This is a genomic window from Streptococcus infantis, assembly GCF_047460825.1.
Classification (GTDB): Bacteria; Bacillota; Bacilli; order Lactobacillales; family Streptococcaceae; genus Streptococcus; species Streptococcus infantis_V.
On record NZ_JASHFO010000015.1, the window covers coordinates 23,130 to 45,018 of the forward strand.

Below are 21,889 nucleotides of genomic sequence, written 5' to 3' on the forward strand. Positions count from 1 at the left end.
TTCAAATCAAAGAAAAAGATTGAAGAAAAATATCCAAAATGGACTTTTCTTCAATCTAAATCAACTGATCGATTTCTTAAAATCAATGCTATTCTCACCTAGCGACTATTCTTCATCCATGCTCAAGACGCTGAGGAAGGCTTCTTGTGGTACTTCTACAGAACCGATAGCTTTCATACGTTTCTTACCAGCTTTTTGTTTTTCTAGGAGTTTACGTTTACGAGAAACGTCACCACCATAACACTTGGCAAGAACGTTCTTACGAAGGGCTTTAATATCTGTACGCGCGACAATCTTGTGCCCGATAGCTGCCTGAATCGGCACTTCAAACTGTTGACGAGGAATGATTTTCTTAAGTTTATCAACAATGAGTTTCCCACGTTCATAAGCAAAGTCCTTGTGAACGATAAAGCTAAGAGCATCCACCTTATCACCATTAAGAAGGATATCCATTTTCACCAGCTTAGATGGACGATACTCTGACAACTCGTAGTCAAAACTTGCATAACCACGTGTTGAAGATTTGAGCTTATCAAAGAAGTCAAAGACAATCTCAGCTAGTGGAATTTGATAGATGACATTGACACGATTGTCATCGATATAATCCATGGTCACAAAGTCACCACGTTTGCGCTGAGCTAATTCCATTACTGCTCCGACGAATTCTTGAGGTACCATGATTTGTGCCTTAACATATGGTTCTTCGATAGTTGCAATCTTTGTAGGATCAGGAAACTCGGATGGGTTAGACACATCTATAGACTCACCATCAGTCTGATTAACCTTGTAGATAACAGACGGTGCAGTCATAATAAGGTCGATGTTAAACTCACGTTCCAAACGTTCCTGAATAACATCCATATGAAGTAGTCCAAGGAAACCACAACGGAAACCAAATCCAAGAGCCTGGGATGTTTCTGGTTCAAACTGAAGACTAGCATCATTCAGTTGCAATTTTTCAAGAGCTTCACGAAGGTCGTTGTATTTATTTGACTCGATTGGATAGAGACCTGCGAAAACCATCGGATTCATCTGCTTGTATCCTGAAAGTGGTTCAGTCGCTGGATTTGTCGCCAAGGTTACTGTATCACCGACACGTGTGTCCTGAACAGTCTTGATAGAAGCCGCGATATAACCAACGTCACCCGTTGCTAGGAAATCACGCCCAACTGCTTTAGGTGTGAAAATTCCGACTTCAGTTACATCGAAGGTCTTACCATTGCTCATGAGCTGAATCTTATCACCAGGTTTGACTACTCCATCCATGACACGAACTTGGAGGATAACTCCACGATAGGCATCGTATACTGAGTCAAAAATCAAAGCTTTCAATGGTCCAGACACGTCACCAGTTGGGGCTGGTACTTTTTCGACAATTTGTTCGAGAATTTCTTCGATACCGATACCCGCCTTGGCTGAAGCCAATACTGCTTCGCTAGCATCTAGACCAATGACATCTTCGATTTCTGTACGCACGCGCTCTGGATCTGCTGCTGGTAGGTCAATTTTATTGATAACTGGAAGGATTTCCAAATCATTATCTAAGGCAAGGTAAACGTTTGCTAGAGTTTGAGCCTCAATCCCTTGGGCAGCATCAACGACCAAAATAGCACCTTCACAGGCAGCTAGGGAACGTGAAACCTCATAGGTAAAGTCCACGTGTCCAGGTGTGTCAATCAAGTGGAAGATATAAGTCTCACCATCCTTAGCCGTATAATTAAGCTCGATAGCATTAAGCTTGATAGTAATTCCACGCTCACGCTCTAAATCCATACTATCAAGAAGTTGGGCCTGCATTTCACGACTGGAAACTGTCTCTGTCTTTTCCAAAATACGGTCTGCTAGTGTTGACTTTCCATGGTCAATATGGGCGATAATAGAGAAGTTACGAATCTTCTCCTGTCGTTTTTTTAATTCTTCTAAGTTCATCATTCTCTTCCTTTCAGGGTATCTATTAATTATAAATTGTTTTTAACATTTTGACAAGACCATACCCTGTTAGGAGTACTAATCTTCAGCAACAAAGCCGTCATTTTCAATGAAGTAATGTTCTGTCATACCTTGGTCGGTAAAAACAATACCGTGAAGAACACCACCGTAAACAGCTCCTCCATCCATTCCAATCTTACCGTCTTCTGTAATCCAAAGTTCAGATGTACCAGGTTTTTGATCCAACAAACCATAGACTGGTGTATGTCCAAAGACAATGGTTTTTCCAGTATGATTGGCAGCTTCGTGAAATGGTTTTCTGAGCCATACCTTCTTATAATCGGTAGTATCATGCCAATCATCCAAAGTCAAATCAATACCAGCATGAACAAAGATATACTTATCTGTTTCAATGACAAAAGGCATCTGACGGATAAACTCCACTAAGTCGGCTGCTTCTGTTTCAACACGCTTAGCATCTGCTACTCCATCTACTGGTGCATCTAGTGGACGGCCTAAAATGGAATTAATGGTTGTATCCCCACCATTACGACGATAGTGGTCATAGCTTTCTTCAGGATTATCCAACCATGTTAAAAACATATACTCATGATTTCCTGATAAACAGATAGCTCCTTTATTATCAACCAAGTCCTTGACCATTTCAAGAACACGTCGGCTATCCTCTCCTCTATCAATCAAATCTCCAAGAAAGAGTAATTGAGTCTTGCCATCCCATGTTTTAAGTAAGTCTTCTAACATTCCAGCTTTTCCGTGGACATCACCAATTACATAATAGTCTGTCATTTATTTCTCCTTACTTTGTAATAATTCTCTCGCTTGAGTCAATGCTGCTTCTGTCACATTCTCTCCAGCCAACATCTTAGCGACTTCTTCAATCCTTTCTTCAACTGTTAACAAGCGAACTGTTGAAACGGTTGAATGTTCATTGCTAATCTTTTCGATGAAGAACTGATAATCTGCAATCGCAATAACTTGCGGAAGGTGAGAAATAGCTAATACTTGACCGTGCTGTCCAATTTTGTGAATTTTTTGTGCGATGGCTTGAGCTACACGCCCTGAGACTCCCGTATCCACCTCATCAAAGACGATACTGGTCTTGCCTTCCTTACGAGAAAAAGCAGACTTGATAGCTAACATCAAACGAGACAACTCTCCACCAGATGCCACTTTTACTAATGGTTTAAAATCTTCTCCAGGGTTGGTTGAAATGTAAAATTCAACACTCTCATTACCTTCACGACTGAATTTTCCTTGACTAAAACGAACTTGAAATTCAGCTTTTTCCATGTATAGGTCTTGCAATTCTTGCTTGATTTCAGCTTCTAAGTCCTTCGCTATTTTATGGCGAGCTTGAGCAACTTGACCTGCTAGATCCACAAGATTTTTTTCAAGTTTCTTGAGTTCGATTTCCATATCTTCAGAAGATAGATTATTTCCTGTTAGAAGATTGTATTCGTCTGTAATCTTGGCAAAGTATTCAAGGACATCATCTACACTACCACCATACTTACGGGTAATGGTGTGAATTAAATCTAGTCTGCTTTCAACCTGCATCAAACGATTACCATCAAAATCTAAATTATCAATAATGGATTCCAAGCGCTTGGTGATATCCTCTAGAACATAATAAGATTCAGAAAGGGAGCTTGAAATCTCACGATACTCTGGATCGAACTCTTCAAGACTTTCCATATCATTCATGGCCGAACGAACATTTGCAAGGCTTGAAAATTCTTCATTATCAAGCATACTATAAGCATTTGTTAAAGTATCGGCGATATGCTTATGGTTAAGAAGTTTGTCTCTTTCTTGATTAAGGGCAATATCTTCACCAGCTTTCAAATTAGCTGCTTCAATCTCAGCCATCTGAAATTCCAACATTCCAATTCGAGCCTTGTGTTCCTGCTGATTTTTTTTGATGTCAAGCACTTGCTTTCGCATACGGCGATAGTTATCAAAGCTCAACTGATAGGCTTCTTTTAATTCAAAGAAAGAGGCATCCCCAAACTCATCCAACATCTGGATATGTCGATGTGGGCGCATTAACTCCTCTTGGTCATGTTGACCATGGATATCAACTAGCTGTTGACCAATCGTCCTTAATACTGAAAGATTAACCATCTGTCCATTGACACGACTGATGCTCCGACCGTTTTGTAAAATTTCGCGACGAATAATGATTTCATCACTTAATTCTAATCCTTGTTCATCAAAAATTTCTTCTAGCACGCGATTATTTTCAATTGAAAAAAGACCTTCAATTTCCGCTTTTGGAGCCCCATGACGAATGACTTCTGTTGTAGCTCGAGCTCCTAACATCATATTCATAGCGTCAATAATGATTGATTTACCCGCACCTGTTTCACCGGTTAAAACTGTCATCCCTTGTTCAAAGTTCAAAGAAATTGATTCGATGATAGCAAAATTTTTAATCGAAATTTCCAGTAACATATAATCCTACCAATTTTTAACTTGCTCAAAAATATCCTTGGCTGTTTCTTCACTTCTCAATACCATCAAGATGGAATTATCATCAGCAATACAGCTAAAAATTTGGTCAGAAAAAACAGTCATCAACTGACTCTTGACGAAAACAGTATTTCCTGGAATGACTTGCAAATTGATCATATTTCCCATGCGTTCAGCATGAACGATATTGTTTTCTGCCAATTGCAAGCTTCTAACGATTGATTTTGGTAATTCATAAATGTAAGTATTGTCTTTTAATGGAATTTTTACAATACCTAATTCTTTAATATCTCGGGAGACTGTTGCTTGAGTAGCAGAGATACCCGCTTCTCTCAAGTGTTCAACGATTTCTTCCTGTGTGCCGATTTGATAATCTGTAACAAATCTTCTAATCTTCTCAAGTCTCTCTTTTTTATTCATCTTTAAATTCTCTATGTGCTTTCTCCACTATTTTTTCTATTTCAGAAGTAACCTGATTGATTGCGTGATCTTCTTTTCGCAAATAGGCTAAAAACTCGATATTCCCATGACCACCTTGAATAGGAGAATAATCCAATCCTAAGACTGAAAATCCTTCTTCAACTGCCATTTTAGTAACTGATTCTAAAACATTTTGGTGAACTTTGGCATCTCTGATAATTCCATTTTTACCAATCTGCTCTCGACCAGCCTCAAATTGAGGCTTAACTAGAGCAACAACCTGCCCTTGATCAGCTAAAACTCGGTGCAAAGCTGGCAAAATAAGGCCTAAGGAAATAAAACTGACATCGATACTTGCGAAACTTGGTTCCTGTTCAAAATCAGTTTTTTCCGCATAGCGGAAGTTAAACTGTTCCATGCTAACCACACGAGGGTCTTGACGTAATTTCCATGCCAGTTGGTTAGTACCAACATCAACTGCAAAAACTAGTTTAGCACCATTTTGCAACATGACATCAGTAAATCCTCCTGTAGAAGCTCCGATATCTATGGTCGTTTGTCCTTCAACTGATAGGTCAAAAATATCCAGCGCCTTCTCAAGTTTCAAGCCACCACGACTAACATACTTAAGTTTCTCGCCCTTGAGTTTCAACTCTGTATCGTCAGGAATTTTTTCTCCTGGTTTATCAAATCGTTCGCCATTTAAAACAGCGACTACCAAACCTGCCATAACACCTCGTTTAGCTTGTTCTCTCGTTTCAAATAAACCTTGTTTGTAAGCTAATACATCTACTCTTTCCTTAGCCATTGATTCTCAAACTTTCTACTATTTTCACAATTGGTTCCTTATCAAAGCTCACAACCTGACTAATCTCTTCTAGTTTCGCATTAGCTTGATCCAAGGTTTGATTGCAAAACGCTATCGCCTGATCTAATCCCAACAAAGCAGGATAGGTTGACTTTTCGGCCTGCAAGTCTTTCAGGGGTGTCTTGCCGATTTCCTCAAAACTTGCTGTAACATCAAGCACATCATCTCTCACTTGGAAAGCCAGGCCAATCAACTCGCCAACTGTTTTAAGCTGCTTCTGAAGATTTTCATCCAATCCAGCAATGATTCCAGCCGCTTGGAAAGGGAATGCTAAGAGCTTACCCGTTTTATTAGCATGAATGGTCTGAAGTTCTTCTAGACTTAACTGTTGACCTTCACCTTCCATATCTAACACTTGACCAGCTACCATCCCCATACTTCCAGAAGCAAGTGATAAATTAGCTATTAAATCAACCTTGGTTTGACTCGGTAAATCAGCTTGAGCAATTAAAGCATAGGGATCCAAAAAAAGCGCATCCCCTGCTAAAATAGCTAGAGCTTCACCATACACCTTATGGTTGGTCAAACGCCCCCGACGAAAATCATCATTATCCATAGCAGGAAGATCATCATGGATCAAACTTCCTGTATGAATCATTTCTAGTGCCGCTGCAACTTGAGCATGTTCCTGAGTGATAGGCACTTGCAAGGAGTCCAAAACTTCTAAAAGTAAATATGGACGAATCCGTTTACCTCCAGCATGTATGGAATAAAGAACAGCTTCTCTTAAACTGGACGCAAATTGTTGGTTGCCATAAAAGTCTTCAAGAGCTGACTCGACCAAAGCTAGTTTTTCCTGCTTGTTCATACCAGTTCACTTTCTGTTCCATCTTCTTGCATCACCTTGACCAAGGTCTTTTCAGCCTTATCAAGTGTTGCCTGCAATTCTTTGGATAAGAGCATTCCTTTTTGAAATGCAGCAATAGCATCTTCCAAAGCAATTTCACCATTTTCTAAGCTTTGAACAATCGTTTCAAGTTCTGCTAGATTTTCCTCAAATTTCTTTTGTTTTGACATCTCTTACCTCTAATTCTACTTGACCGTCTCGCATCAACAGTGATACTTGGTCATTTTCTTTCAAATCTTTCGCAGAAGCGACTACGACTTCTCCTTTTTTGACAATTGCATAACCTCTGGCTACAATTCGACTAGTATCTAGCATAAGGAGAGCTTCTGATAGGCGTTTTACTTCTGCTACTTTTGCATCATAGGTCACAGCCATCTGGCTTCGCAGCAGTTTCTTTAATTGCTGGATATGATCCTGATAACGCTGGATTTTGATGATTGGTGATAATTGTTCCAAACGGTGGACTTGTTCTTGCACCTTTTGTTGATTACGAACCAATTCAGCATTCAGTCCTTGCTTCAGTCGCAGCTGTAATTGATCCAAGCGTTGTAGATAACCGTCATATAAACGCTCTGGTTGTCTGAAGATGACCGATTGACTGAGGATTCTCAAAGCTTCTTGTTTCTTTGACAAGGTATGCTTAACCGCTGTAGTCATGCGTTTTTCTTGATTCTGAAGATAGGTCAAAAAATCTAACTTAGTTACTGGTGTAGCGAGTTCAGCAGCAGCTGTCGGCGTTGCCGCTCTCTTATCAGCTACAAAATCAGCTAAGGTAACATCTGTTTCATGACCTACACTCGAAATAATCGGTAAACGAGATTCAAAAATTGCTCGAACTACAATTTCTTCGTTAAAGGCCCAAAGGTCTTCAATAGAACCTCCCCCACGGCCAATAATCAGAACATCTAAATCCTCACGTTCATTGGCTCTCGCAATGTTACGAGCAATCTCCTCTGCAGCACCCTCGCCTTGAACTTTAGTAGGATATAAGACAATTTCTACACCAGGGAAGCGTCTGCTAACTGTCGTAATAATATCCTGAATGACGGCTCCGCTACGGCTGGTCACCACACCTATTTTTTTTGAAAATTGTGGTAAAGGTTGTTTAAATCGCTCTTGAAACAAACCTTCTTCTGCCAGTTTCTTCTTAAGTTGTTCAAATTGGATAGCTAAGGCACCGACACCATCTGGTTCAGCTTTTTCAATGATAATCGAATAACTCCCACTCGGTTCATAAACTTGGACACGACCAACCACATTGATCTTCATACCTTCTTCCAAATCAAAACCTAGTTTCTGATAAATACCTGACCAAATGGTTGCCTGAATAACTGCACGATCATCCTTAAGAGAAAAATACTGATGGGTTGGACGCTTACGGAAGTTAGAGACTTGACCAGTTAAATATACCCGTTCCAAGTAGGGGTCTTTATCGAATTTCATTTTTAAATACTTGGTCAAAGTTGTAACCGATAAATACTTTTCCATCTCTCCCTCCTTCTTTTCTCTAGTTTTTCCTGGGTATTATTATACCAAAAATATGCTTAAAAATCTTTATTCACTTGGATTCTTTTCAATAATTATAGTCAATTGAAACAAGAACAAGACAACAGAGCATCGTTAAAAGTATTGCAACTTGGTAATACCTTTTTGAGTTTTTTTAATATGAGCCCATGTTTTGTACTCATGGGAATAGAGAGGAAGAGGTAACAGTTTATCCTCATACTCTTCCCATAAGATCTCTAACTTACCCATTCTATGGAATCTTGCATTATCCATGATAATAACTAATGGTGTGCTTAATGTTGGTTCCAGAAATTTCTGGAACCAAGCCTCAAAAAGTCGCTCGTCTTCGCCTCTTCGTAAATCATTGGAAAGCGCTTGAGCTATTCAGAAGCCATGAAACACCACTGCAATCTCTATCAGCTCTTACTTTTCACTTTCAGAATAAGGAACCAGAGAAATTTTTCGGACTCATTGAGGACGATCTAAAATAGGTTCATTCTCTTTTTCAGACTGTCTTTAAAACCTTCCTCAAGGATAAAGAAAAGATTGTCAACGCCCTTCAATTGTCCTACTCAAACGCAAAATTGGAAGCAACGAATAATCTCATCAAACTTATCAAGCGTAATGCCTTTGCTCTTAGGAACTCTGACAGCTTTAAGAAACGAATTTTTTATCGCTCTGAATATAAAAACGGAGAAGACATCAATTATCCCCTCCAGATCTTAGCTTTTATTCAACCCACTACAGTTGACAAAGAGCCAAATAAAAAAAGCTCTCTGGAAAACCAGAAAGCTTTGAGAGGCATCTCCATGTGAGAAATCGGTTCACACAATTTCTCAAGGTCCGCTCCTGCGTTATGACCTCCTTTGCTCAATAGTAGCTCTCGCTACATATCGACTCATCGCAATTTTCATTTTACTATAAGGTCGAAAAAAAGTCAATAAAAAAGTTCCTATAAAAAGGAACTGTTAAAGAATGCTAATTGCCGGGATCGAACCGGCGACCTCATCCTTACCATGGATGCGCTCTGCCTACTGAGCTAAATCAGCTTACTTAAAAAGTATACTATAGAATCAAATCTTTGTCAATAAAATGTTTTATTTAAAAGTAATCAGCTGTCAGTCAAACTAAAATGGCTTAAGAGATTATCCCTCAGCCATTTTATTCTAACCTAATTGATTTTGTTTTTTTTCTGGATTCCAGATAAAACTTGCGATAAAGCTAAAGATGATGGTAATAATCGCAACTAAGACAGCAAGAATCAGTGCTGGTATGCGAATAAACCACCACAAAGGATTTGGTTTTTTGTTATTGTGCCATTGTTTTGTTTCCTCATCCAGACGTTGGAATTCTGATTGGATACGTTCAGCAACCATCTCAATTCCTTCATCATTCATTTTCTTAATGTCTGAGATATCGATAGGATTTCCGAAGTTCATATCGACACGTTCACGACTGATGAGTCCTTTTAAGGTCATTGGACCAGTGTAAGTAACTGGCATGATGCGAACCTTGGCCATTTTAGCAATCAGAGCTACGCCACCTTTGACATCGTTAGAATGACGACTACCGCTTGGAAACATGATGAGAGATCGATCGCTCTTTTTAAGAATATTGATAGGGTATTTGATAGCCGAAGCGCTAGGATTCTCCCGATCAATAGGAAAGGCACCACACATACGAATCCACCAACCAAAGATCCGATTAGTGAAAAGTTCCTTTTTAGCCATAAAAACAAACTGTTTCGGTTTGGTCGCAAATGCCATGTAGACAGGATCCCACCAAGTACGATGGGGAGCAACTAGGATATAGTTTTCATCCTGACTCGGAATTTTATTGGTATTATGATAATGAGCATTACCGTTGATAGACCAGAGAATCAACATAACCAGCCCACGAAGATAAGTATAAAACATGGTATCTCCTTCAATTTTCTTTCTTTTATTATACCTTATCATACTAGGACAAGCAAATGTTTTTTGTTTAGGCGGAATTGCTCTTCATATGAAATTAGAATTATTTTAAAAAAAATGATATGATAGAGATTATGGATAAAAATAAAATTATGGGCTTAAGCCAATCAGAAGTTAATGAACGTCAGAAACAGGGGCAGGTCAATGATTTCAAAGCATCAGCTAGTACCAGTACTTGGCAGATTGTAAAACGAAATGTCTTTACTCTCTTCAATGCTTTAAACTTTGCTATTGCATTAGCGCTCGCTTTTGTTCAAGCCTGGAGCAACCTGGTTTTCTTTGCGGTTATCTGTTTTAACGCTTTTTCAGGAATTGTAACCGAGCTACGTGCCAAACATATGGTAGATAAACTCAATCTCTTGAATAAAGAAAAGATTACCACTATCCGTGATGGACAAGAGATTGCTTTAGACCCTGAAGAGCTTGTTTTGGATGATGTGATTCGCTTGTCTGCAGGGGATCAAATTCCAAGTGATGCGATTGTATTAGAAGGTTTTGCAGAAGTCAATGAAGCCATGTTAACGGGCGAGAGCGACTTGGTGCAAAAAGAAGTAGAAGACTTAATGTTGTCAGGTAGTTTTCTTGCCAGTGGTTCTGTCTTTGCTCAAGTTCATCATGTAGGAGCAGATAACTATGCAGCCAAACTCATGCTTGAAGCTAAGACAGTTAAACCAATCAATTCTCGTATCATGAAATCACTAGATCAACTTGCAGGATTTACCGGGAAAATTATCATTCCTTTTGGAATTGCCCTCTTACTTGAAGCTTTGGTCTTGAAAGGTTTACCACTGAAGTCTTCTGTAGTGAATTCTTCTACAGCTCTTTTAGGAATGTTACCTAAGGGAATCGCCCTCTTGACCATTACCTCTCTTTTAACCGCTGTTATCAAGCTTGGTTTGAAAAAGGTCTTGGTGCAGGAAATGTACTCTGTTGAAACCTTAGCGCGCGTGGATATGCTCTGCTTGGATAAGACAGGTACCATCACCCAAGGGAAGATGCAGGTTGAGACTGTTCTTCCTCTGACCCAGGCTTATGACAAGGATGCTATTGCCGACATACTAACCAGCTATATGGCAAACAGCGAGGATAAAAATCCTACAGCTCAAGCTATCCGTCAACGTTTTCAAGGTCAAGTAGCTTATCCGATGATTTCTAGTCTTCCATTTTCAAGCGATCGTAAATGGGGAGCAATGGAGTTGGAAGGTCTGGGAACTGTTTTCCTAGGTGCACCTGAGATGTTGTTGGATGCTGAAGTTCCTGAAGCTAGGGAAGCTCTTGAACGAGGGTCTCGTGTCTTAGTTCTGGCTCTAAGTCAAGAAAAACTTGACCACCACAAACCGCAGAAACCATCGGATATGCAAGCCTTGGCTCTGCTTGAGATTCTAGATCCTATCCGAGAAGGGGCTGCTGAAACTTTAGACTATCTACGTTCTCAGGAAGTAGGGTTGAAAATTATTTCTGGTGATAATCCAGTTACCGTTTCAAGTATTGCTCAAAAAGCAGGTTTTGCAGACTACCACAGCTATGTAGATTGTTCAAAAATCACGGACGAGGAATTGATTGCTATGGCTGAGGAAACAGCGATTTTTGGACGTGTCTCTCCTCATCAAAAGAAACTGATCATCAAAACGTTGAAAAAAGCAGGTCATACTACAGCTATGACAGGAGATGGTGTCAACGATATCCTAGCCCTCCGTGAGGCAGACTGTTCCATCGTTATGGCTGAAGGAGATCCAGCGACTCGTCAGATTGCAAATCTGGTTCTCTTGAACTCAGACTTTAATGATGTTCCTGAGATTCTCTTTGAAGGTCGTCGTGTAGTCAATAACATTGCCCACATTGCTCCTATTTTCTTGATTAAGACCATCTATTCCTTCCTGCTTGCAGTCATCTGTATTGCGAGTGCTTTGTTGGGACGTACTGAATGGATTTTAATTTTCCCATTCATTCCGATTCAGATTACCATGATTGACCAGTTTGTGGAAGGATTCCCACCGTTCGTATTGACCTTTGAGCGAAATATTAAGCCAGTCGAACAAAACTTCCTCAGAAAATCCATGCTTCGTGCTTTACCAAGTGCCTTGATGGTAGTCTTTAGCGTTCTCTTTATTAAAATTTTTGGAACCAGTCAAGGCTGGTCGGCGATTGAAATTTCGACTCTTCTGTATTATCTACTAGCGTCGATTGGTTTCATGTCTGTAGTTAGAGCTTGTTTGCCATTTAGTCTGTGGCGTGTTCTCTTGATTATTTGGTCAGTTGGTGGCTTCCTTGGAACAGCTCTATTTCCAAGAATTCAAAAATTGCTTGAAATTTCAACACTGACAGAACAAACATTACCTGTCTATGGCATTATGATGGTCATCTTTGCTATCATTTTCATCCTGACAAGTCGTTATCAAAGTAGAAAATAAAGAAAGGCTGCAATCCTAGATTGCGGTTTTCTCTTTGTACGATGAGTCTGTCGGACATTGATGTACAAGATCTATGTGGCTATCATCTACTAGTGAAACCAAGAGATTCTTAAATCTGCCTATATTGAAGTAGTAGATTCAAATGGTTTGAAGATAGACTATTTGAAGTTTGACGCAAAAATAGATATCGTCAGATGATGAAGGAGGAGAGAAATCATATTTCTCCGAACAGAAATGCTATAATAAGGAGTAAAAATCGTTTTAGAGAGAGGAAGTTTATACATAGCGAAAATCAAAAAACCGTAGTATATTAAAATGAAATACAATCAATACATCCAGTACATAATGTGGTATAATCTTCTTATGGCATATTCATTAGATTTTACTAAATTTCAAGTTCAAGTTAACCAGCAAGAAGAAATTCTCTGGGTGACTTGTAGTTCAAGCAATTTTTAGGATAGTTGTTAATCCAATTTTCGATGAAGGCGGCTTCTTTAGGAGTCGTTTTCTTAGTTCCTTTCGGTAAGCATCTACGAATGAGCCTATTGTGATTCTCATTAGTTCCCCTCTCCCAAGATGCATAAGGGGGTGCATAGTAGATATGTTCCTTAGAAAACACATCAGACAAGCGTTTGAATTCCGTTCCATTATCTGCCGTGATGGAAGGAATTTGATGCTGTTTTAAGATGAGTTTTAGAGCCTGATTGACCGACTCAGCGCTTTTATTTGGAATCAATCGGATGATTTGATGTCTACTCTTTCGATCCGTCAAGACAAGCAAACAGTAGTTTTTCGCTCTTGTAAGTAGAACCGTATCAATCTCATAATGCCCATTCTCCAAGCAAAGATTGATAGCTTCAGGCCGCTGTTCGATGGATTGACCAGCAGGTTTAAAGTTGGAACTAGCTTGTTTCTTGACAGATTTTCCTTTTCTAGGATACAGGAGGTTCTGTTTGGTCAATCCCAATTTCCCATGATAAATTCAGTAGTAGATGGTAGAAATTCCCACGTTAACTCCCTTAGCCTTGACCATCATTTCAGGAGAAAATTTTTGATTATGATAGTGGAGAATCTTTTCCTTTAGCTCCTTAGTCAAGATTAATTTCTTGACCTAGCACTTGCGATTGCTTTCATAAGACTTGTTAAGCGTAGTCGGCAGAATCAACCTTTTTGAAGCGCCCTTTTCCAATACACTGTAGGACTGTCCCACGCTTAATTTCGGTATGGATAGTTTGGGGAGATTTTTTTTCTACAATAAAATAGGCTCCATAATATCCATAGGGGATTTATCCACTACACATATTATAGAGTCGATTTTTATTAGTAATTGTCTTTAGATGCTATTTTTGATTAATTTTTTAGACCACAAAAAACTTCTTTTTCTCTATTTAAAAGCATGATTGTAAAGATTCACGGATATGAGAAAAAGGTTCAATCTTAGAAAAATATTTACTTTCCCACAGCCTTTTATCTAATTATTATTGGGCTAGACGTGCTTCTTCTAAAATCTTTTCAATCTTTGTTGTCAGCAAATCGATAGCTACTGTGTTGGTTACTCCTTCTGGAATAACGATATCTGCATAACGCTTTGTTGGCTCAATAAATTGATGATACATGGGTTTTACCACACCAAGATACTGGTCAATGACGCTATCCAGGCTACGACCACGTTCTTCCATATCACGTTTAATACGGCGAATGATACGAACATCATCATCTGTATCTACGAAAATCTTGATATCCATCAAATCACGAAGTCGTTTGTCCTCCAAAACCAAGATTCCTTCTACGATAAAGACATCCTGAGGTTCTTGACGATAAGTTTTAGAACTTCTAGTATGGGCAGCATAATCATAGGTAGGAATATCAACTGGACGACCTGCCAACAATTCTTTGATTTGCTCAATCATCAAATCAGTATCAAAAGCAAAAGGATGATCATAGTTGGTCTTAATACGCTCTTCAAAGGTTAGATGAGATTGATCTTTATAGTAGGAATCATGCTCAATCATAGAGATTTTTTCATTTGGAAAATGCGACAAGATTGCTTTAGATACGCTTGTCTTTCCTCCTCCAGATCCACCTGTTACTCCGATAATGATTGGTCTATTTTGCATTGTAGCCTCCTTGTTTTTTTCCTTGTCTATTTTACCATATTTTTGATAAATTTTACAGATGGAGTTTTCTACAAAATAGAAGAAAAAATCCTCATAGCTAGAAGCTACAAGGATTTGTAATTGATTAATCGAAGTTAACGTATTCTTTAGAAAGTTCAAGAACTTCTTCCATTGTTGAACATTTAGTAAGAGCACGGTTAGCGTATTCTTGCATTTTAGCAGTGTCGAGTTTCTTCATCAAGCTACGTGTACGAAGTACAGATGTTGCTGACATAGAGAACTCATCCAAGCCCATTCCGACAAGAAGTGGAACAGCTGTTTGATCACCAGCCATTTCACCACACATACCAGCCCATTTACCTTCAGCGTGAGCTGCTTTGATAACGTTATTGATCAAACGAAGGATTGATGGGTTGTATGGTTGGTAAAGGTATGAAACTTGTTCGTTCATACGGTCTGCCGCCATTGTGTATTGGATCAAATCATTTGTACCAATTGAGAAGAAGTCAACTTCTTTTGCAAATTGGTCTGCAAGCATAGCTGCTGCAGGAATTTCGATCATGATACCAACTTGGATGTCATCCGCAACTGCAACACCTTCAGCAAGAAGGTTAGCTTTTTCTTCATCGAAGACTGCTTTAGCTGCACGGAATTCTTTCAAAAGCGCAACCATCGGGAACATGATACGCAATTGACCGTGTACAGAAGCACGAAGAAGAGCACGGATTTGAGTGCGGAACATTGCATCTCCTGTTTCAGAGATAGAGATACGAAGAGCACGGAATCCAAGGAATGGGTTCATTTCATGTGGCATATCGAAGTAAGGAAGTTCCTTGTCACCACCGATATCCATTGTACGGACAACAACTGGTTTACCGTTCATTCCTTCAAGAACAGCCTTGTATGCTTCGTACTGCTCGTCTTCAGTTGGGAAGTCTTGAGAATCCATGTACAAGAACTCTGTACGGTAAAGACCGACAGCTTCTGCACCATTGTCATTAACACCTTCAACGTCTTTTGGAGTACCAATATTGGCAGCCAATTCAAAGTGTTTACCATCAGCAGTAACTGTTTGAGCATCCTTCAAGAGTGCCCATTCAGCTTTTTGTTGAGCGTAAGCTTCACCAGCTGCTTTAAATTCAGCCGCTTGTTCTTCAGTCGGGTTGATAATCACTTCACCTGTAATACCATTAACGGCAAGTAGGTCACCATCTTTAACGATTTCAGTGATATTATTTGTACCCAAAACTGCAGCGATTTCAAGTGTACGAGCCATGATAGCTGAGTGACTTGTACGACCACCAATGTTTGTTACAAAAGCTTTTACAAAGTTTTTGTCCAATTGAGCTGTATCAGATGGAGTCAAGTCGTGAGCAATCACGATTACTTCTTCATTGATAGAAGCTGGGTTTGGCAATTTTTTACCAAGAAGATTTGCCAATACACGTTTTGTTACGTCACGGATATCCGCTGCACGTTCTTGCATGTATGGGTTGTCTTCCATGCCTTCAAAGATTGTGATAAACATGTCTGTAACTTCTTTCAGACCTGCTTCTGCATTCACTTTCTTAGCACGGATAGTTTCTTTGATTTGACCGATCAATTCAGGGTCAGCAAGAACCATCAAGTGGGCGTCAAATACTTGTGCCGCTTCTTCACCAAGCGTACCTACAGCCTTCTCGCGGATAAGAGAAAGCTCGTTTTGAGAAGCTTCAAGAGCAACATCCAAACGAGCCTCTTCTGCATTTGTATCTTCGACTGTAACAGTCTCGAATGATAAATCCGGTTGAACGAGTAGATATGCTTTTGCAACTGCAACACCGTCAGATGCTGCGATTCCTTTAAGCATTTCTGTCATTTCCTTATGCCAATCCTTCTTTTTCCATTGTTTCTGAGATTGCAGCGATAGCGTCATCAGCGTCTGCACCTTCAGCAGTGATTGTAACGTCAGCACCTTGACCAACACCAAGGCTCATTACACCCATGATAGATTTAAGGTTAACTGATTTACCTTTGTACTCAAGAGTGATATCTGAAGCAAATTTGCTAGCAGTTTGTACCAACAATGTTGCTGGACGTGCGTGAATACCTGTTTCTGCCACTACGTGGAAATCTTTAGAAGCCATAGTTTGACTCTCCTTTAATAGTTTTCTTGTTGAGTTACATATCTGATAACCCTTACAATTTAGTATTATATCACCTTCATTGATATTTTTCAAGTATTTTATGGACTTTCTTCAATTTCCTTTCAGATAACTTGCTGAAAATCTTCTATTAAATTTAGCAAAACACAGTATGTAGTTTTTGTCGAGACACCTATAATGAAATCATTGCTTTTTCTGTAGTTGTTTCTCAATGCTACACTATATATTGTGTTTGTTAGTAAAATCAGTAAAACAAGTACACAAGATTTAGTTTTAGAAAGTTGACAAAGTTTTTTTTTCTGATATACTAAGAAAGTACTATATTTTTGAAGAGGAGTTACAGAAATGGTAACCGTATATTCTAAAAACAACTGTGTTCAATGTAAAATGACCAAGCGTTTTTTAGACAGTAATAATGTTGAATATAAAGAAATCAATCTTGATGAACAACCTGAATACATTGATCAAGTAAAAGAGCTTGGCTTTAGTGCAGCTCCTATTATTCAGACACCAACAGAAGTTTTCTCTGGTTTCCAGCCAGGTAAACTCAAACAACTTGCTTAAGAATCAGGAATCAGGACAAAAGCTTCTATGTCTATCTTAGAAGCCTTTCTTTTGTAATTAGATAAAGGATTTTTTATGGGATTAAAACAACTTGAAGATGTGACTTACTTCCGTCTTAATAACGAAATTAACCGTCCTGTGAATGGACAAATCATGCTTCACAAAGACAAGGAAGCTTTAGAAGCCTTCTTTAAAGAAAATGTTGTACCAAATACAATGGTTTTTAATTCAATTGCGGATAAAATCAACTTCCTCATTGAGCATAACTACATTGAGACAGCATTTATCAAGAAATACCGTCCAGAATTTTTGGAAGAACTGCATCAATTTATCAAGGATCAGAACTTCCAATTTAAGTCTTTCATGGCTGCCTATAAATTCTATAATCAGTATGCTTTGAAGACTAATGATAGGGAATACTACCTTGAAAGCATGGAAGACCGTGTCTTCTTTAATGCCCTTTACTTCGCGGATGGTGATGAAGCGATTGCTATTGATATTGCTAATGAAATCATTCACCAACGTTATCAACCTGCTACTCCTTCTTTCTTGAATGCAGGTCGTGCTCGTCGTGGTGAGTTGGTATCTTGCTTCTTGATCCAGGTAACAGATGATATGAACTCTATCGGACGTTCTATCAACTCTGCTCTTCAACTTTCACGTATCGGTGGTGGTGTGGGAATTTCCCTCAGCAACCTTCGTGAAGCTGGAGCTCCTATTAAAGGCTATGAGGGTGCTGCTTCTGGTGTCGTACCAGTTATGAAGCTTTTCGAAGACAGCTTCTCTTACTCAAACCAATTGGGGCAACGTCAAGGTGCTGGGGTTGTTTACCTCAATGTCTTTCACCCAGATATCATCGCTTTCCTTTCTACTAAGAAAGAAAATGCTGATGAAAAAGTTCGTGTAAAAACTCTCTCACTTGGTGTTGTGGTACCAGATAAATTTTACGAATTAGCACGTAAGAATGAAGAAATGTACCTATTTAGCCCATATTCTGTAGAAAAAGAGTATGGTGTACCTTTCAACTACATCGATATCACAGAAAAATACGATGAGCTAGTTGCAAATCCAAACATCCGTAAGACAAAAATCAAAGCGCGTGATTTGGAAACTGAAATTTCTAAATTGCAACAAGAATCTGGCTATCCTTATGTAGTAAACATCGATACTGCTAACCGTGCAAATCCTGTCGATGGTAAGATTATCATGAGTAACTTGTGTTCAGAAATTCTTCAAGTCCAAGAACCAAGTCTTATCAATGATGCGCAAGAATTCCTTCAAATGGGTACTGACGTTTCATGTAACCTTGGTTCAACAAACGTGGTCAACATGATGACTTCACCTGACTTTGGTCGCTCCATCCGTGCTATGGTTCGTGCCCTTACTTTCGTTACAGATAGTTCACACATCGTCGCTGTTCCTACTATCGACCACGGAAACAGCCAAGCTCATACCTTTGGTCTTGGTGCCATGGGACTTCACAGCTATCTTGCTCAACAATTGATCGAATACGGATCGCCTGAGTCTGTTGAATTTACAAGCATCTACTTCATGCTTATGAACTACTGGACCTTGGTTGAGTCAAACAATATCGCACGTGAACGTGGTGTTACCTTCCACAACTTTGACAAATCAGACTATGCTAACGGAAGCTACTTTGATAAGTATTTGACTGACGAATTTCTTCCGAAATCAGACCGTGTTAAAGAACTCTTCAAAGATATCTTTATCCCTACTGCTGCTGACTGGGCTGAACTTCGTGATAAAGTTAAAGCAGATGGACTTTACCACCAAAACCGCCTTGCTGTAGCGCCGAATGGGTCTATCAGCTATATCAACGATGTATCTGCTTCTATCCACCCGATCACGCAACGTATCGAAGAACGTCAAGAGAAGAAAATTGGTAAGATCTACTATCCTGCTGCTGGTTTGTCAACAGAAACAATTCCCTACTACACTTCTGCTTATGACATGGATATGCGTAAGGTCATTGATGTTTATGCTGCTGCGACTGAGCACGTGGACCAAGGACTTTCACTCACACTCTTTATGCGTAGTGATATTCCAACAGGCCTTTACGAATGGAAGAAAGAAAACAAACAAACGACACGTGACTTGTCTATCCTTCGTAACTATGCCTTCAACAAAGGTATCAAGTCTATCTACTACGTCCGTACCTTTACAGATGATGGTGGAGAAGTCGGTGCTAACCAATGCGAGAGCTGTGTGATTTAATGGAAAAAATTTTTACTACTTGTTTAAATAGTAAATGGGGGCCAATTTACGTTATACTTTTTCTTGGCCCCATGACATTTATTGCTTACTCCGCAATAAAAAAATATGATACCATTGAAATAGGTCCTATAAAACTAAGCAAGGCTGCATAATAATTACTATTACATTGGAGAAATACACCTTATGGAAACTTACTACAAAGCCATTAACTGGAATGCCATCGAAGATGTCATTGACAAATCAACCTGGGAAAAGCTGACTGAGCAGTTCTGGCTTGATACGCGTATCCCTTTGTCAAATGACCTAGACGACTGGAGGAAGCTTTCTAACAAGGAAAAAGACCTTGTTGGTAAAGTTTTTGGAGGTTTGACCCTTCTTGATACCATGCAATCAGAAACTGGTGTTCAAGCCCTTCGTGCTGATATTCGTACGCCTCACGAGGAAGCTGTTTTTAACAATATCCAATTTATGGAATCTGTTCATGCTAAGTCTTACTCTTCTATCTTCTCAACCTTAAATACCAAGTCAGAAATCGAAGAGATTTTCGAATGGACCAACACCAATCCATATCTTCAGAAAAAAGCTGAAATTATCAATGAAATCTACCTAAACGGAACTCCACTTGAAAAAAAAGTAGCTAGTGTTTTCCTTGAAACCTTCCTCTTCTACTCTGGTTTCTTCACACCACTCTACTATCTTGGAAACAACAAGTTGGCCAACGTGGCTGAGATCATCAAGTTGATCATTCGCGACGAGTCTGTACACGGAACCTACATCGGCTACAAGTTCCAGCTTGGTTTCAACGAATTACCTGAAGACGAACAAGAAAAACTCAAAGAATGGATGTACGACCTTCTCTATACTCTTTATGAGAATGAAGAAGGCTACACAGAGAGCCTCTATGACGAAGTTGGATGGACTGAAGAGGTTAAAACCTTCCTTCGCTACAATGCAAATAAAGCCCTTATGAACTTGGGGCAAGATCCTCTCTTCCCTGACTCAGCAGACGATGTCAACCCGATCGTTATGAACGGGATTTCAACTGGTACATCAAACCACGACTTCTTCTCTCAAGTTGGTAATGGCTATCTACTTGGTGAAGTTGAAGCTATGCAGGATGATGACTATAACTATGGACTAAATTAATATCTAACCTAAAAAAACATCTAAGTTTAATTACAAACTAGATGTTTTTTTTGTTTATTTTTGTTTTCTTTAAGTTGCTTAGCTGTTTAAAATATGATAAAATAATATTAGATTTGGGGGTGGTTCAATGCTGAAGCAAGAAAAATTAGATACTATTTTAGAAATTGTTAATACAAAAGGAACTATCACTGTTAAAGAGATTATGAATCGCCTTGATATTTCCGATATGACAGCTAGACGATATTTACAAGAGTTAGCGGAAAAGGATTTGCTGGTTCGAGTTCATGGCGGTGCTGAAAAACTTCGAACAGGTTCCTTATTAAATAATGAGCGTTCTAACGTTGAAAAACAAGGACTACAAACAGCAGAAAAACAAGAAATTGCTCGCTTTGCAGGTAACTTAGTTGAAGAAAGAGAAACTATTTTTATCGGTCCAGGTACCACATTAGAATTCTTTGCGCGTGAGCTTCCTATCGATAACATTCGTGTTGTTACCAATAGTTTGCCTGTATTTCTCATTCTAAACGAGCGTAAGCTAACTGATCTCATTCTAATCGGTGGTAATTATCGTTCAATTACAGGAGCTTTTGTCGGTACTCTCACTCTTCAAGATATCGCTAGTTTGCAATTTTCAAAAGCCTTCGTTAGTTGTAATGGTATAAAGGATCATGCTATCGCTACTTTTAGTGAAGACGAAGGTGAAGCCCAGAAATTAGCACTAGAAAACGCCAATAAAAAATATCTCCTAGCTGACCATAGCAAATTTGATAAATTTGATTTCTTCACATTTTACAATATCTCAGATATCGACACCATTATCACTGATTCAAAATTAAGTGACCAAACACTCCAATCACTGTCTAAACAAACTAAAATTATCAAGTCAAAATCTTAAACTCTACAACTAGTCATAGAATTTAGTAGCTACTACTAATTCCATGGCTAGTTTTTTATTCTTCAATCAATAATTTCCTTAGTGAAAGAAATAAAGATATCGATTACATACAAGTTTTATAGTTACTTAGTTTATAAAATACATGTTATAGTGATTTAGTTTTAAAAAAGCACTCTAAACATTCAAAGATATTTGGAACTTCCCTTAATAAATTTGTCACTTTCTTTTTCAAGACAGCCCAAGCTTGCTCAATGGGATTCAAATCTGGTGAATAAGGTGGTAGAGGTAAGAAAAAGTGTTTATCTTTGACGCAAAGTTCATCCAAAATCTTCTTGGGATGA

At 39.0% G+C, this 21,889-nt stretch carries 18 protein-coding genes, 1 tRNA gene and 3 pseudogenes; 6 read left to right on the forward strand and 16 right to left on the reverse strand.

Going from position 1 to position 21,889, the window contains the following annotated elements; all coding sequences use genetic code 11:
• Window positions 1-105 precede the first annotated feature (105 nt).
• The 9 genes and pseudogenes from lepA to QM911_RS05900 form a co-directional block, all read right to left on the reverse strand.
• Window positions 106-1,929, reverse strand: coding sequence for a translation elongation factor 4 (gene lepA, locus QM911_RS05860; protein WP_414313404.1), 1,824 nt, complete (start codon window positions 1,927-1,929; stop codon window positions 106-108).
• A gap of 78 nt (window positions 1,930-2,007) precedes the next feature.
• Complete coding sequence (locus tag QM911_RS05865) at window positions 2,008-2,736, reverse strand: metallophosphoesterase family protein (protein WP_049526276.1); 729 nt, start codon at window positions 2,734-2,736, stop codon at window positions 2,008-2,010.
• Entirely contained in the window at window positions 2,737-4,404 is a 1,668-nt protein-coding gene (gene recN / locus QM911_RS05870; RefSeq protein ID WP_414313394.1) for a DNA repair protein RecN, read from the reverse strand.
• Between the two features lie 6 nt (window positions 4,405-4,410).
• Window positions 4,411-4,842, reverse strand: coding sequence for an arginine repressor (locus tag QM911_RS05875; RefSeq protein WP_414313395.1), 432 nt, complete (start codon window positions 4,840-4,842; stop codon window positions 4,411-4,413).
• Window positions 4,835-5,650, reverse strand: a complete 816-nt coding sequence (locus tag QM911_RS05880; RefSeq protein ID WP_414313396.1) for a TlyA family RNA methyltransferase — start codon at window positions 5,648-5,650, stop codon at window positions 4,835-4,837. Before QM911_RS05880 ends, QM911_RS05875 begins: the two co-directional genes overlap by 8 nt.
• Window positions 5,643-6,518: a polyprenyl synthetase family protein gene (locus QM911_RS05885; RefSeq protein WP_414313397.1), complete on the reverse strand. Its 876-nt coding sequence runs from the start codon at window positions 6,516-6,518 to the stop codon at window positions 5,643-5,645. Before QM911_RS05885 ends, QM911_RS05880 begins: the two co-directional genes overlap by 8 nt.
• Complete coding sequence (locus tag QM911_RS05890; protein WP_414264037.1) at window positions 6,515-6,727, reverse strand: exodeoxyribonuclease VII small subunit; 213 nt, start codon at window positions 6,725-6,727, stop codon at window positions 6,515-6,517. The genes QM911_RS05885 and QM911_RS05890 overlap by 4 nt, the downstream gene beginning before the upstream one ends.
• A complete protein-coding gene (gene xseA, locus QM911_RS05895) occupies window positions 6,705-8,045 on the reverse strand; it encodes an exodeoxyribonuclease VII large subunit (RefSeq protein WP_414313398.1) in 1,341 nt (446 codons plus the stop codon). Before xseA ends, QM911_RS05890 begins: the two co-directional genes overlap by 23 nt.
• Window positions 8,046-8,143: 98 nt before the next feature.
• Window positions 8,144-8,431 (reverse strand): annotated as a pseudogene (locus QM911_RS05900) (transposase); the annotation flags it as partial.
• On the opposite strand from QM911_RS05900, the pseudogene QM911_RS05905 reads away from it, so the two are divergent.
• A pseudogene (locus QM911_RS05905) lies at window positions 8,424-8,789 on the forward strand (transposase); the annotation flags it as partial. The pseudogenes QM911_RS05900 and QM911_RS05905 overlap by 8 nt on opposite strands.
• Window positions 8,790-9,039: 250 nt before the next feature.
• Here the strand turns inward: QM911_RS05905 and QM911_RS05910 are convergent.
• Both QM911_RS05910 and QM911_RS05915 read right to left on the reverse strand, forming a co-directional pair.
• Window positions 9,040-9,112, reverse strand: a tRNA-Thr gene (locus QM911_RS05910).
• Between the two features lie 117 nt (window positions 9,113-9,229).
• The gene (locus QM911_RS05915) at window positions 9,230-9,979 is read right to left on the reverse strand and encodes a lysophospholipid acyltransferase family protein (protein WP_414313399.1); all 750 of its coding nucleotides are present in this window, start codon (window positions 9,977-9,979) and stop codon (window positions 9,230-9,232) included.
• A gap of 131 nt (window positions 9,980-10,110) precedes the next feature.
• On the opposite strand from QM911_RS05915, the gene QM911_RS05920 reads away from it, so the two are divergent.
• Complete coding sequence (locus QM911_RS05920) at window positions 10,111-12,447, forward strand: cation-translocating P-type ATPase (protein ID WP_414313400.1); 2,337 nt, start codon at window positions 10,111-10,113, stop codon at window positions 12,445-12,447.
• Between the two features lie 403 nt (window positions 12,448-12,850).
• Here the strand turns inward: QM911_RS05920 and QM911_RS05925 are convergent.
• The 4 genes and pseudogenes from QM911_RS05925 to QM911_RS05940 form a co-directional block, all read right to left on the reverse strand.
• Window positions 12,851-13,691: pseudogene (locus QM911_RS05925) on the reverse strand (IS30 family transposase); the annotation flags it as partial.
• Between the two features lie 234 nt (window positions 13,692-13,925).
• A complete protein-coding gene (gene udk, locus QM911_RS05930; protein WP_007555045.1) occupies window positions 13,926-14,564 on the reverse strand; it encodes a uridine kinase in 639 nt (212 codons plus the stop codon).
• A gap of 124 nt (window positions 14,565-14,688) precedes the next feature.
• Window positions 14,689-16,422, reverse strand: coding sequence for a phosphoenolpyruvate--protein phosphotransferase (gene ptsP, locus QM911_RS05935; protein ID WP_414313405.1), 1,734 nt, complete (start codon window positions 16,420-16,422; stop codon window positions 14,689-14,691).
• Window positions 16,423-16,426: 4 nt separating this feature from the next.
• Window positions 16,427-16,690: a phosphocarrier protein HPr gene (locus QM911_RS05940; RefSeq protein WP_000146952.1), complete on the reverse strand. Its 264-nt coding sequence runs from the start codon at window positions 16,688-16,690 to the stop codon at window positions 16,427-16,429.
• Between the two features lie 363 nt (window positions 16,691-17,053).
• Between QM911_RS05940 and nrdH the strand changes: the two genes are divergently transcribed.
• From nrdH to QM911_RS05960, 4 genes are all read left to right on the forward strand, one after another.
• Entirely contained in the window at window positions 17,054-17,272 is a 219-nt protein-coding gene (gene nrdH / locus QM911_RS05945; protein ID WP_000259242.1) for a glutaredoxin-like protein NrdH, read from the forward strand.
• Between the two features lie 75 nt (window positions 17,273-17,347).
• Window positions 17,348-19,507, forward strand: coding sequence for a class 1b ribonucleoside-diphosphate reductase subunit alpha (nrdE, locus tag QM911_RS05950; protein WP_414313401.1), 2,160 nt, complete (start codon window positions 17,348-17,350; stop codon window positions 19,505-19,507).
• Window positions 19,508-19,690: 183 nt separating this feature from the next.
• A complete protein-coding gene (gene nrdF / locus QM911_RS05955) occupies window positions 19,691-20,653 on the forward strand; it encodes a class 1b ribonucleoside-diphosphate reductase subunit beta (RefSeq protein ID WP_045763388.1) in 963 nt (320 codons plus the stop codon).
• 127 nt (window positions 20,654-20,780) lie between these two features.
• Window positions 20,781-21,548 carry a DeoR/GlpR family DNA-binding transcription regulator gene (locus QM911_RS05960; protein ID WP_414313402.1) on the forward strand — a complete coding sequence of 256 codons (768 nt, stop codon included), beginning with the start codon at window positions 20,781-20,783 and terminating at the stop codon, window positions 21,546-21,548.
• Between the two features lie 145 nt (window positions 21,549-21,693).
• Here QM911_RS05960 and QM911_RS05965 read toward each other — a convergent pair.
• Window positions 21,694-21,889, reverse strand: a 196-nt coding sequence (locus QM911_RS05965; RefSeq protein ID WP_414313403.1) for a transposase, incomplete at its 5' end; no start/stop codon positions are given.

What these genes read in the sequence shown, in the direction of transcription:
- lepA (WP_414313404.1), bottom strand. Translation starts at nt 1,929, where the DNA reads ATGAACTTAGAAGAATTAAAAAAACGACAGGAGAAGATTCGTAACTTC.
- QM911_RS05865 (WP_049526276.1), bottom strand. Translation starts at nt 2,736, where the DNA reads ATGACAGACTATTATGTAATTGGTGATGTCCACGGAAAAGCTGGAATG.
- recN (WP_414313394.1), bottom strand. Translation starts at nt 4,404, where the DNA reads ATGTTACTGGAAATTTCGATTAAAAATTTTGCTATCATCGAATCAATT.
- QM911_RS05875 (WP_414313395.1), bottom strand. Translation starts at nt 4,842, where the DNA reads ATGAATAAAAAAGAGAGACTTGAGAAGATTAGAAGATTTGTTACAGAT.
- QM911_RS05880 (WP_414313396.1), bottom strand. Translation starts at nt 5,650, where the DNA reads ATGGCTAAGGAAAGAGTAGATGTATTAGCTTACAAACAAGGTTTATTT.
- QM911_RS05885 (WP_414313397.1), bottom strand. Translation starts at nt 6,518, where the DNA reads ATGAACAAGCAGGAAAAACTAGCTTTGGTCGAGTCAGCTCTTGAAGAC.
- QM911_RS05890 (WP_414264037.1), bottom strand. Translation starts at nt 6,727, where the DNA reads ATGTCAAAACAAAAGAAATTTGAGGAAAATCTAGCAGAACTTGAAACG.
- xseA (WP_414313398.1), bottom strand. Translation starts at nt 8,045, where the DNA reads ATGGAAAAGTATTTATCGGTTACAACTTTGACCAAGTATTTAAAAATG.
- QM911_RS05915 (WP_414313399.1), bottom strand. Translation starts at nt 9,979, where the DNA reads ATGTTTTATACTTATCTTCGTGGGCTGGTTATGTTGATTCTCTGGTCT.
- QM911_RS05920 (WP_414313400.1), top strand. Translation starts at nt 10,111, where the DNA reads ATGGATAAAAATAAAATTATGGGCTTAAGCCAATCAGAAGTTAATGAA.
- udk (WP_007555045.1), bottom strand. Translation starts at nt 14,564, where the DNA reads ATGCAAAATAGACCAATCATTATCGGAGTAACAGGTGGATCTGGAGGA.
- ptsP (WP_414313405.1), bottom strand. Translation starts at nt 16,422, where the DNA reads ATGACAGAAATGCTTAAAGGAATCGCAGCATCTGACGGTGTTGCAGTT.
- QM911_RS05940 (WP_000146952.1), bottom strand. Translation starts at nt 16,690, where the DNA reads ATGGCTTCTAAAGATTTCCACGTAGTGGCAGAAACAGGTATTCACGCA.
- nrdH (WP_000259242.1), top strand. Translation starts at nt 17,054, where the DNA reads ATGGTAACCGTATATTCTAAAAACAACTGTGTTCAATGTAAAATGACC.
- nrdE (WP_414313401.1), top strand. Translation starts at nt 17,348, where the DNA reads ATGGGATTAAAACAACTTGAAGATGTGACTTACTTCCGTCTTAATAAC.
- nrdF (WP_045763388.1), top strand. Translation starts at nt 19,691, where the DNA reads ATGGAAACTTACTACAAAGCCATTAACTGGAATGCCATCGAAGATGTC.
- QM911_RS05960 (WP_414313402.1), top strand. Translation starts at nt 20,781, where the DNA reads ATGCTGAAGCAAGAAAAATTAGATACTATTTTAGAAATTGTTAATACA.